Source organism: Candidatus Benthicola sp. (assembly GCF_058719085.1).
Map to the genome: position 1 here is coordinate 1 of NZ_JBZQEK010000005.1, position 12723 is coordinate 12723.

The 12723-nt window shown below is 66.5% G+C and carries 6 protein-coding genes; 4 read left to right on the forward strand and 2 right to left on the reverse strand.

The window, feature by feature from the left end:
* Together AC36XV_RS00315 and AC36XV_RS00320 are read right to left on the reverse strand one after the other, a co-directional pair.
* The coding region (locus AC36XV_RS00315; RefSeq protein WP_492201684.1) for a serine/threonine-protein kinase at positions 1-961 on the reverse strand (961 nt) is incomplete at its 3' end.
* Between the two features lie 271 nt (positions 962-1232).
* Entirely contained in the window at positions 1233-1895 is a 663-nt protein-coding gene (locus AC36XV_RS00320; RefSeq protein WP_492201685.1) for a hypothetical protein, read from the reverse strand.
* 195 nt (positions 1896-2090) lie between these two features.
* Here AC36XV_RS00320 and AC36XV_RS00325 point away from each other — a divergent pair, with 195 nt between their 5' ends.
* The 4 genes from AC36XV_RS00325 to AC36XV_RS00340 all read left to right on the forward strand — a co-directional run bounded on the left by AC36XV_RS00325 (position 2091) and on the right by AC36XV_RS00340 (position 12693).
* On the forward strand, positions 2091-4715 hold the full coding sequence (locus AC36XV_RS00325) for an AfsR/SARP family transcriptional regulator (RefSeq protein WP_492201686.1): 2625 nt from the start codon (positions 2091-2093) through the stop codon (positions 4713-4715).
* Between the two features lie 33 nt (positions 4716-4748).
* Positions 4749-5096 carry a hypothetical protein gene (locus AC36XV_RS00330; protein WP_492201687.1) on the forward strand — a complete coding sequence of 116 codons (348 nt, stop codon included), beginning with the start codon at positions 4749-4751 and terminating at the stop codon, positions 5094-5096.
* 114 nt (positions 5097-5210) lie between these two features.
* The gene (locus AC36XV_RS00335; RefSeq protein ID WP_492201688.1) at positions 5211-8573 is read left to right on the forward strand and encodes a TonB-dependent receptor; all 3363 of its coding nucleotides are present in this window, start codon (positions 5211-5213) and stop codon (positions 8571-8573) included.
* Between the two features lie 61 nt (positions 8574-8634).
* Positions 8635-12693 carry a hypothetical protein gene (locus tag AC36XV_RS00340; protein ID WP_492201689.1) on the forward strand — a complete coding sequence of 1353 codons (4059 nt, stop codon included), beginning with the start codon at positions 8635-8637 and terminating at the stop codon, positions 12691-12693.
* Positions 12694-12723: the final 30 nt, after the last annotated feature.

The window sequence follows — 12723 nt, forward strand, 5'->3', positions numbered from 1 at the left end:
CCGTCGGTACCGAGCTCCGGCCCGTCTGCCAGATCCCGTACCCGAGCAACGCCACGAGCACGGCTGCGACCGGCAAGCCCACGGTCAGCCGCCGCGACGGTCGGCGCGCGGCGGCGCCCGCTCGCTTCTCGTCGCCCTTGGCCAGTGCGTCGGCGAACGCCCCCGCCGTGGGGTAGCGGTCCGCCGGCACCTTCGCCATCGCCTTCTCGACCGCCCCGATCACTCCCTCCGGCACCGTCGAGCGCACCGTCCCGAGGTCCGGCACCGGGTCCAGCGCGTGACGCGCCATCACCGCCTGCGGCGTCGGACCCGTGAACGGCGGCGTCCCGCCCAGCATCTCGTAGAGCACGCACGCCAGCGCGTACTCGTCGCTCCGCGCGTCCGCCTCTCCCCCCGCCGCCTGCTCCGGGCTCATGTAGCTCGGCGTCCCCACCGCCACGCCCGTCCGCGTCAGCTTCTCTCCGCCTGCTTCCTCGAGCGCCCGCGCCACCCCGAAGTCCGCGATCAGCGGCTGGTCCCCCTCGAACAGCACGTTCTCCGGCTTGATGTCCCGGTGGATCACTCCCTGCTCGTGCGCATGATCCAGTGCCGACGCCAGCTCCGAGGTGATCCGCAGCGCCTCCTCCACCGGCAGCTGCTTCTCCCGCTCCAGCCGGTCCCGGAGCGTCAGGCCGTCCACGAATGGCATCACGTAGTACAGGAGGCCGTCCGCTTCACCGGAGTCGTACAGGGGGAGGATGCCCGGGTGGCGCAGCTTCGCCACGATCTCGATCTCGCGAAGGAACCGCTCGCGGCCCAGGGACGCCGCCACGTCCGGGTGCAGCACTTTCAGCGCCACCGTGCGGTGATGCTTCAGGTCCTCGGCCCGGTACACCGTGGCCATTCCGCCACGGCCGACCTCGCGCTCGATCGCGTACGATTCCGACAGGGCCGCACGAATCCGCGACAGCTCGTCAGCCATCAAAGGGCCCCTCCCGGGAGACAGGTGGGGCGAGGGGTAGGATTAACTTAAGTGGCGCAGTGACAGCTTGCTAGACGCAAAGGAACCGTCTCGCGGTCCCGTGGCTTGCGCAGTGTCCTCAGAAACGTCGATCGGCCAGACACAAAGCCCGGGAGAGCACGCGGTACGCCCGCTGTGCGGGCGCGCGGCCCCTGCTTCGCGTGCTTCTCCCGGCCTCTGTCCAACAGTCAGCCGGTGCCGTCACTCCACCGTCACGGGCAGCAACCCGCCGTCACGGGCAGGGATCAGGGTCCAGTGCGGTGATCGTCAATGCGAACGGCATTGATTGGGGGTCGCTGCCGCCGCCGCTGCACCGGGCGGTGTCGCTGGCACCGTCCGTGGTGACCGTCCACGTCGTTGGGCCGGTCCGCTCCGCGCGCACGTTCTCGAATACCAGGGTCGTGCACACGTTGAATTGCGCGCGCGTGTTGGTCCGCGTCTCACCAACCGCCATGGAGCAGAGACCATCGATGTTCATGAAGGCGCCGAGATCCGTCCTCGGCGGGCGATCGTTGAATTCGAAGACCTGCACTCGGGCCTCGCCGCACGTCCGAGCGTCCTTCTTCTTGTAGCTCCAGTCCGGATCGAAGCGAACGTCGTCCAGATTCCCGATTTGCGCCATGACGCCGCATTCGCCGTCCGTGTAGGTGGCATCCATCAGATCGGGTCTGAGGCCGGCGTCGCTCCGGATTCGGTCCTCGACCCGATCTGCAAAGGTCACCGAAACGGCCCATTCGCCCGGATCCGATGGATCTTCTCCTCCGGGGGGTCCCTTGTCTCCGCCCTTCTTGAATTCGGGCGTAGCCGCATCGGTGTCGGTACCCACGATCGTGTCCGAGCAGGCGGTGAAGCCGAGAAGGAGGACACCGGCGAACAAGGCGGCGATCGACTTCATGGCAGCTTCCTTTCTCTGCGCCGGGCTTCGAAGCCCGGCGGTTGAGACTTGGCGATCGACCGGCCGGACGTCTATCGTACAGATGCATTCATCAGACATCCCAGCCGGCCGACCCCCAGAACGGGCGTTCGTGTCCTAGAATCACGACGGCGTGTCACGCGGTTCTCACGTCGCAGGTGACACGGGGAGATGGGCATGGTCAGACTCCGGGTGCTGGGCACACTCGAACTTCAGTCCGACGACGCGACGGCGGCGGAGTCGCTGCTCGGACAACCCAAACGAATCGCACTCCTCACGGCTCTCGCCATCCAGTCCGCCCGGGGACCGGTTTCCCGCGACAAGCTCCTGGTCCTCCTCTGGCCTGAGCTCTCCGAGGCCCGGGGTCGCCGGGCCCTGAGCCAGGCTCTCTACGTGCTCCGGAGGGCACTCGGAGAACAGATCATCACGGCGAACGGCCAGGACGATCTGCGAATCGACTCCAGCCGTCTGTGGTGTGACGCAGTGGCGTTCGAGGCCGCGAGCGAGCGAGGGAACTTCGAGGAGGCGTTGTCTCTCTATACCGGTCCCCTGCTCGACGGCTTCCACCTCGCGGGGGAGTCGGAATTCGAACACTGGGTGGACCTCGAGCGAGCGCGACTGGAACAGCTCGCTCTGAACGCCGCCCGGCAGCTCATCGACCGGGAAACAGCCGCCGGAAACCTGAAGGCGGCCGCGAACTGGGCGCGGCGCCTCACCCGACTCCGGCCATGGGAAGAGGAACACCTCATCCGCTTCCTCGGCATCCTGAGCGAACTCGGAGACCTGCCGGGGATCCGGCACGAGTACGAGTTCTACCGGGGCCGGCTGGCCAACGAGCTGGGAGCGGAGCCTTCCGCTGCGCTCGAGGAGGCGGTCGCACGGGCCCGGGCTGAGGCGAAGCCGGCCGACCGGCCGGAAGCCGCACGTTCGCTCCCCCGGGAGGAGGACCCACTTCCGATCACCGGCCCCGCTGCGGATGACGAGATTCGCGACCGACGTCGCCGCTGGCCGGCACGACGCCTTGCGCTCATCGCGGCAAGCATCGCCCTGGGGATTCTCGTCTTCATCCAGACCACGCAAGAGGCTTTCGAGGGATCGGGCAACCGGAAAGCCCGTCCCCGGGTGCTGGTCGTGCCGTTCGAGGATCACTCCAGCGACCTGCGGCTCGGAGCGCATGCTCGACGGGCGGCCGATTGGCTGAGTACGGAGATCGCTCGAAGCGGCAGGATACAGGTCGTTCCCCCCGTGTCGGCCCTGAGGCTCGTCCAGGAAGTCGACCCGGCCCCGGACACCACGACCTTCGGTCGGGCGGTGGCCGCCGGAGCCGCCGGAGCCGCCGACATCGTTCTCGGCGGTTACGTGAGCGGAAGCCCGGATTCGTTGGTCTTCGAGGTGTTTGGACTGGACCCTGAATCCGGGGAGCTTCTCTTCGCGCTGGACCCCATGGCCGCGAGCTCGGACTCGAACGGCTCGAGGATGAATGAGTTACGGCGAGCCGCCATGGGCGCCCTCGCCACCCACCTCGATCCGCACATGCGGGACTGGACCGGACCGGCGAGCCGACCTCCGAGCTTCGAGGCATACCAGGAGTATTCCGAAGCACTCGATGTCTTCCTCGAGACCGGGTGGGAATCCCAGTCACGGGCCGCCGAGCTGTTCATCGAGGCCTGGGGCGCGGACACGACCTTCACCGCACCCCTGATCTGGGCGATCTTCGCCCTGTGGAACTCCGGCCAGGGGTACCGGGCCGACTCCCTCGCCCACTCGCTCCAGCCCCGGATGGAGTCCATGCCCGAGTGGGACCGGGCCATGCTCGCCTACCACCAGGCGTTCATGCACGGGGACCTTCCGGGCCAGTTCCGTTCCGCGTCCGAGGTCGTGGCCCTCGCTCCCAACTCGGAATGGAGGTACATCCTGGCGCTGGCGGAGAAGCAGGTCGGCTGCCGCCAGCAGTCGCTCGCGACGCTCAGAGATCTGGGTTCGCGGTCGGGCTGGATGGCGCGATGGGCCGGTCCCTACTGGCATGTTCGACTCGACGTCCGGCACCTGATGCACGACGCAGCCGGTGAGTACCGGGACGCGGAAGAGGCGCTCGCGCAGTTGACGGACGAGCTGCACCCGGGGGAGGAGTTCCGGGGACTGGCGGCGGTCATTCGTTCGGCCGCCGTCTCGGGATCGACGGACCGTTTGGAGAGAGCCCTGGGAGAGGTACGGGGGCTGGGGCCGCGGGCCCACCGGCTGTACATGAATCTCCTGCTGTACGGCCCACTCGACCTCGACCCGGAGGAATCCGCCCATCGGGCCATCCTCGACAGCGCCCGTGCCTGGTATGACGATCGACCCGAGGCGCAGCGGGACGCGACCTGGTACGAGTTCGCGCAACGCGTCCTGTCGTATCGGGGTCGGGACTGGCCGGACGCCGAGCGCCATACGCGGAGGCTGCTCGAGAGGGGCTGGCCGGTCTCGCCTGCATATTCGTACGGTCCGCGGGCGGTCCTGGCCGCCCGCAGCGGAAGACCCGAGGAGGCCGAATCGATCCTCGACAGCCTTCGCGTTGTCCTCACCGCGGCGCCGGAGGCCCACATGAGATCCTACCCGGACGTCGACCCGGATTTCTTCGCCGCCCGGGTGGCCGGAATTCTCGAGCGGCCCGCAGAGGCCGTGCAACACCTTCGCGCCGCCAACCGACGAGGTGTGCCCTACGACGAGGTGTTCGGCATCGCACGGGTCGACCTCGAGGCCATCTGGGACTTCGCTCCCCTGCAGAGGCTTCTGGCCAACCACGGCTGCGAGGGAATCTGAGTGGTCGGCAAGCGGATGATGGAAGAGACTGGAATGAGTGACGAACCGGAGATCCAGCGAGAAGGAGGACGGCTCTTCGACCCCGAATCCATGGCGGGAGAGGCCTACCCGCTTCTGAAGCAGGCCGTCGGGTCCATCCTCGAGGGTAGCGACGATGCGCGTGCCGCCTACGAGGCTCTCCTCGATCGCGGACTGCCCGAAGAGGAGGCCCGGGAAGAGATCGCCCGGGTACTCCTCGCCACCATGTTCCACGTGGGGGCGCAGTCGGAGATGCTGGAGAAGGCGGGCGGCGGGGCCGGGCTCCGCCGGGCGGCCTTCGATCGACTGGCCGCGGGCGAGACGGCCAGAGAGATCTTCGAGGGCCCGGAGCGAGAGACCTAAACGCCTTCAGGACTGTACCCTAGCGGTTCGGGCTCCCTGTCCCATATATTCCTCTACCCCCTCATGCTCTAGACGGCGGACTACCGGCCCCAGGTCCGCTGGAAGAGGTGAGTCATGCGTGCGCGTACCCTTCTCCCGCAGGACTCCGGGCTTCGTAGCGGGCATCTCTGGCCGCTGCTCGTTCTGGCCGTCCTCCTTACCCCCACCTGCCTGCGAGCACAGGTCACGACGGGCAAGATCCAGGGACGAGTCACGGACTCGGCGGATGGATCGCCGCTCGCCCTGGCCACGGTGCGTATCCGGGGCACCACGCTCGCCAACGTCACGAACGCCGAGGGCTTCTACTTCATCAACGAGGTCCCGGCCGGACTGCACGAGGTCGAAGCGTCGTTCCTGGGTTATCGGTCTTTCGCGATCGAGGCCCAGCGGATCCTGGCCGGCCAGACCACCACAATGAACTTCGAGCTCGAGCGGTCGGCCATCGAGCTTCAGCCGCTCGTGGTCGAGGGGATCCGAAACCCCCTCGTCCCCCGTGATCAGGTGGCGTCCAAGGCCATCGTCGAGGGACAGACGGTCGATCTGATGCCGGTCGACAACGTATCGTCGATCGTCGTGCTCCAGCCCGGCGTATACGAAGAGCTCGGGTGCGCTGACGAGCGAGGTCCCGACCCGACCGGATGCCTGTCCATTCGAGGAGGCCGCCCGAACGAGGAGGCCGTGTACGTCGACGGAGTGCTCGCCAAGTCGTTCGGCACGGGCCGCTCCGCCAACGTCGCGGTGCCCACGAATTCGCTCGAGCAGCTGGACGTCACGGTGGGCGCGTTCGCGGCCGAGTTCGGCGAAGCGCAGTCCGGGGTGATCAGCTACGTGACGCGGCGCGGCGGCGCCCGCTACACGGGGGCCGCTCAGTACTCCACCGATCAGCTGGGTCCCGACAACTGGTACACGGGCTTTCATCGCCTGGAGCTGAACGTCGGAGGGCCGATCGTCGGCCCGCTCACCTTCTTCCTCGCCGGCACGGCCACCGGACAGGACTGGTATCGAAACGAGGGCATGCCGGATTACTACGTCATCGACGGAATCGACACCTGCCCCGACGATCCGCAATTCGCGGGACTCTGCGCGGCGGGAGAGCCCGCCGTGTTCAGGAGTCCGAGGGTCTCCACTACCTCCGGCGCCACGGATTTCGTGGATGTCGCGGCGCCGCACTTCGTCCCGTGGGAGAACGGGCGCACGATCCCGAGAAACTACTCCGACGAGTTCCTGTTCACCGGAAACCTGAACTACCAGCTACCCCGGGGATCGCGCGTGAACCTGACGTACACGCGGAATCGGTACCAGAACTTCTATGCCGGGAACAACTGGTGGTCCCAGTTCCGGACGGAAAGCACCGATGGAGACCGGGACACGCGGGATCTCGTGGCTCTGTCGGGCTTCTTCACCCTGGCCCAATCGGCCACCCAGCAGCTCGCGCTCGACGTTCGAGCCAGCTACCAGACCACCCGCTTCCGGGGTGGCGACGTCGACTATCGCTGGTACATGGACCATCGGGATCCGTTTCTTGGCTTCACACCCGGGAATGTCCGATTCGTCGGAGATGAGAACCTGCGGAGGTACGGCCTGGAGCTGTTTCGCCCCAACGAGGAGCTCATCCGGGCATGGCGCAGCAATGCCATCCCCCCTGACAGCATGGGTCTCTTCCCCGGGGCCTCGGATGGAGCTCTGCAGAGCCTGCCCGGGATCACCACCAACCTTCGGTACAACCCGTGGGGCTGGTACTACGGGTACTTCATCTATGGCCCGGGTAACGGCGGTCTCACCGTGCGCGACGAAGACATCTGGCAATTTCGGGCCACGATCGACTGGCAGCTCGGCCGGTTCAACCGCCTGAAGGCGGGCGGAGAGTACCTTTCGGTGGATCTGAGCCGCATGGAGATGCCCCTGGGCAGCCCGGGCTACGTGCGCCCCGGGTTTGCTCAGCCCTCACGAGCCGGGCTCTACGTCCAGGATCGCCTCGACGTCGGTGACCTGGTGCTCGAGGGCGGCCTCCGGTGGGACTTCTTCGACCCGGACGCGGAATACTCGATCTATCCGGGGTACGAGCAGAACGTACCGGACAGCCTTCAGGCCGGTTTCGTGAAGTGGAGCGCGGAACAGCAGGCTTTCGTTCCGAAGTTCGATGAGCCCTGCGGAGGCGTGACCCCGCAGAATCCGAACGGAACCTGCCTCGAGAACTTCGTGCCGATGACGACGAAGTCGGAGCTGAGTCCGCGGCTAGGGGCCAGCTTCCCCGTCACGCCCACTTCCACGTTCCGCTTGAGCTACGGCCGCTTCGTGCAGGCCCCGGCCTTCTTCAGCAGCTCCCGCTACACGTGGGAGGACAACACGGCAGCATCGCAGGTCGATCTGCTCGGACCGCAGGCGCGGGATGTCGAAATGCCGAGCACGACGACGTTCGAGTTCGGCTACCGCCAGCTGGTGGGCCAGGACCTGGTGTTCGACGTCGCGGCCTTCAACAAGAAACAGCGCGAGGGTCTCACCTACCGAAGCGTCGAGAGCATCAACCCGAACGACGGCCAGCCCGAGTACGTGACGGTGCTCACGAACGCGGACTTCACGGAGTCGAACGGCTTCGAGCTCAGCGTGGACAAGGCGGTCGGCAATCTGTTCATCGGCAGCCTGTCCTACAGTTACCTCGACGCCCGGGGCACGGGTACGGACCCGAGGACCTACCAGAACCTGATCGCCACGCAGCGCTCGAACCTGTCGTTCCTGACCGGTGAACCGGTGAATCCTCCCGAAGTGCTGCTGCCTCTCGAGCTGGGCCGAAGGCACAACCTCAGCCTCACCACGAGCCTGGTGTTCCCGAACGACTACCTGAAGGGCACGACGGCCGGGGCGATCCTTCGAGACCTCGGGTTCTTCGTGCTGCTCTCGGTACGGAGCGGTCAGCGCTACACGGGCCTCGCCTACGAGGGCGGGTACGGCACTCTCGGTCCACCCAGCTCCTCGGGCCAGGTCGAGACGTCGATCGCGGCGCTGGAGACTCCCTGGCAGACGCGGCTCGATCTCCGTCTCAGCAAGGGCTTCCCGATCGGCAAGGGTTGGCAGATCCAGGCCTTCGTGGACTGGCGCAATCCCTTCGACATCCAGGTCACCGAGCAGATCTTCCTCGACACCGGGAATCCGGTGAACGAGGCGGCCCGCGACCGATGGCTCAACGACGCGCTCGCCGATCCGCGGCTCGATGGAGACCCGGACATCGATGACTTCGACATCGCCCTCGAGTCACCCGAGACGGACTTCAACAAGTACATGCTCATGCGCGCCGAGCAGCGGTGGGGCAACGGCGACGGCGTGTTCACGGTGGAGGAGCAGGTGCGCTCGTTCGAGCCGGACTGGGAGCAGCGAGGCGGGATCGCGGCTCTCACCCCTTCGAACCAGAACCTTCGGCTCGGCCTCCGGGTCTCGTTCTGACGTTTCCCGTTCGGCGCGTCACCGGCCGGCCTTCGAGGCGGCGTCTTCAGACAGGAATGCCATGACTGAGTACCGATCCGGACATCGAAGAGGCAGGTGGAAGAGGTGGATCTGGGGTGCGACCCTGATCGCTCTCGCCACCGCTTCGGGCCAGACGGCATTCGGCGATTTCAGCTCTCGACCGACGCGAGGCGAGCGAGGTGACGGATTGACCCTGTTCGCCGGTCCTACCGTGATTCTGGCGGGCAACGACCTGCAGTGCGGCCTCTACGGAAATGGCGGGATCTGCTCCGCCGGGCTCTTCGTGGGTGAGGTCGGTGGCTACTGGCCACTCGGAACGAGCGACGGGTACATCTTCAATTCGGGAATGCAGGTGGCGGGACGCAATTCGTCCGAGGCCGGTCCGTGGGCGAACGACACGGTGGGAGTGTACTTCTACGATCCCAAGGGTCCCGAGCAGAGCGGGACGGCGTTGACGGAGATCTACAACTCGCTCGACCCCGACGACCTCGAGGACTGGCCGGCCGACGCGTACATCGACAACGCCGAGGTGTTCTCTCCGATCCTGATCGGCCGGAAGACGGCGTCGCAGCAGGACAGCTGGGTACGTTACTGGGACGGGGACCCCGCGGGCTACGTGGGCGACCACCCCATGGGCATCACGGTCGAGCAGCGAAGCCTCTCCTGGACGTATCCCAGCGGCAACGAGTCGGTGATCTACTTCATCTTCGAGCTCACGAACGTCACCGACGATCCAGAGTTCCAGCATCTGAACGAGACCTACTACTTCGGCGGCGACGACGCCCTGCCCGACGGAGGCTGGACCTTCACCGATGTCTACGTCGCGTTCGGCGTGGACGCCGACATCGGGAGCACGAGCGCGTCCGCGTTCCAGAACTTCTCGACCGCCATCCTGCCCTTCGACCTCGGGCTATCGTACCACGGTGGATTCTATGCGCCGGCGTTCACGTATCCGCCGGACGTGTTCTACCCGCCCTTCTTCACGGCGGCGCCGGGGCTGGCGGGAGTCAAGTACCTGAAGAGCCCACTGGACCCGAGGACGGGCAGGGAGGTCGGCCTGACGATGTTCTCGGTCACCCAGAACCCGGGTGGGTTCATCACGCAGTTCCCGGATCCCTATACGGTCCAGCAGTTGTGGAGGTACCTGTCGGGCAACCTGGACGCGAACCTCGACGCCCCCTGCCCCACCCTCCCCGAGATCGATACCAACGACCCCTCGACGACGGAACGATCGCTCTGCTTCATCGGCACGCAAGCTGCGGACACCCGCTTCTTCCAGTCCTCTGGACCGCTGGAGCTCGGGCCCTCGGAGACGGCGACGATCGCCGTGGCGTACGTCATCGCTCCCACGGTGGAGACGATGCCGGACGGGTCCTCCTCGGGCATCGTTCAGGATGCCGCCAACATCAACGCCAACTCGCCCTCGGTGCCCTCCTTTCATCCCGGGTTCGGAAGCTCGCGCGGGTGCGACTCGAACGGCCTGAACTGCGCCGAGACCGTGGCCGCGGTTGCCAACCCGGTCTCCGCCCTGGAGCGGGGCGCCGGCTGGGTGCGGTACGAGGGGCCGCCTCCGTCGGGCTCGGTATACCCGGCGGAGGTCGAGCACCCCACGAACCGACTGGACCAGCGGCAGGTCACGCTGGTGCCCGGCAGCCTGCTGGGCCGGGCGCTCGTGGCGCAGGCCGTGTTCGACAACCAGTTCCTGCTCGGCTTCGCACCGGAGCCGCCGCCGTTCTACCTGGTGCCGGGCGACAACGAGGTGACGATCGTCTGGGAACCGAGCGCCACGGAAGAAGTGGGAGATCCATTCTACGAGCTCGCCGGGGACCCGGAGTCCGTGCTCTACAATCCCAACTACCGTCAGTACGACGTGGAAGGCTACCGAATCTGGCGCGGTACCGAAGTGGGGGCCTATGACCTGGTGGCTCAGTTCGATTATGCGAACACCGAATTCGTGGACGTCACCTGTGAGACCGTGGGGCCCGAAGAGGAGGTCGGCTCCCTGTACACGGTCCCCCAGACCGGAGATGTGATCGAGGTGCCGGGCTACGGGGCGGGCGAGGTCTGCCCCCTGAGCGAGGCGAATCCGCTCGTCCGACCGATCGACAGCGAGATGGTGTTCAACAACGGCGCCCCGGGCGGCCCCCCGGGCGGGGGCGTGACCCGCTTCCCCACCTCCTCGAAGATCGACACCGTCATCGTGTCCGACCGAACCACGGGCCCGACGGCGGTGCTGTCCGACAACGGCGTGCCCTTCACGTATACCGATCGAACGGTTACGAACAACTTCACCTACTTCTACTCGGTGTCCGCGTTCGACGTGAACTCGATGGCCTCGGGTCCGCACACGTTGCGGTCGGTGAAGGTCGCTCAGTCCACGGTACCGAGGGCGGGTGCTCCGAACCTGGTGATTCCGTCTCTACAGATGTTCATCGCGGGTGCGGACGATCAACCCCTGGACCCAAAATCCCGATTACCGGTCGTGGATCCGGAAGGAGGCACGTTTGACCGGCCGTTTCCGCCGACGGACGCCACCGTGGCCACCTTTACCCCCCTCATCTCGCAGCTGCTTCCCGGTCTGGATCTGAGCGTGCGCATCGACAGCGTCGTGCCGGTGTTCAGCGCCGGGTCGGCGTTCGGCGAGACGACGGCGGACTGCTCGAGCGGAGGAGACCCCTTCCAGACGTGCCTGCGGGTTCACCTCACCGTGGCCGTCGACGGAGCCGACTCCTCACAGGTCATCGAGGTGTACGATCCTTGGTGGTGGGCATTCGGAGAGGACGTGCCGCAGAGGAAGCAGCTGTTCGAAGCCGAACTGGCATTTGATGCCGATGCGCTGGAGACGTTCGACCTTCCGCCCGACCTGAGCGCGGAAGCTACTCTGTCGGCGGAGTTCAACGAGGCCATCAACAACAGCGCCGCCGCCGGTCCGCAGAGTCGCCGATTCCGCCCGTATCACGGTGGCTCGCGCTGGTTCGACGGCACCGAGGAAACCGTGGTGGATCCGGCGCGCTACATCCGCGTCGGTCACCTCTCCGGAATGGACACGGTGTGGGCACCGATCGCCTACACCCCGCTGGAAGCCGGGGCGCCGGTCAGCTGTGACGGTGGATTCGACTGTTCGCACTTCGAGAAGCAGTGCTTCGAGCGGGCCGTCGCCAAGCTCGGTCGAGCGGCGGATGTGCGCTTCACCTGGGAGGGGGGAACGTTCGACGAGGTGTGGGACGTCACCCACGCGGTGAACGTGCCGTTCGCGCCCAAGGTACGCTCCAGCTGGGGTTTTCTGACCACTGACGCCAACGGCAACGGCTTCATCGACTGGAACGACTTCAACTATCTGGATCCGGCGCTGGAGATCATCCGGGACGGCGTGCGCGGCGGCGAGTGTGGCGGAGCCGGCGCCGGTAACTGGGCCCCTCTGGGCCCGACAGTGGATCTCGTGGACATGCCGAGCCTCGTGCCCACCAGCACGGACGGAATCGCGGACGGCCAGAACTTCTATGATGGGCTCGTACAGACCGGGCAGGGATTCGGGCTCTACGTCAACGGCGAGCGCTACATTTTCGAGCTCAGCTCCCTTCCGTCGGACGGTACCGTCTGGACGCTGCGCAGCTACAGCGGATACGTGGACAGCGACGGGGCGAGCTTCGACACACCGGACCCGCGCGGCTACACCTACGGTGCGGATGCCACGGGGGCAGGCACGGGCAGCCGTCCGCCCCTGATCCCGGGCCTCACGTTCCACTGGCTGGTGGAGGAAGCCACCAGCTTCGACGGACCGGTCGACCTGAGCCAGGTCCATACCGTTCCCGACCCATATCTGGCCACGAGCCAGTACGATCTGAGCCCGACCAGCAAGAAGCTGATGTTCGTGAACCTGCCGCCGCAGGCCACGATCCGGATCTACACCGTGGGAGGGATTCTGGTGGACATCCTCAACCACGACGATCCGACGGGCGGAGGCCGGACCGAGTGGGACGTCCGCAACCGCAACAACCAGTTCGTGGCGAGCGGCGTCTACTTCTTCCACGTGGTCACGCCGGACGGCGAGGCGCACGTCGGCAAGTTCACGGTGGTCAACTGGGGCGGAACCAGCTGAACGCAGAGGGGCACCCTCAGGGATTCCGGC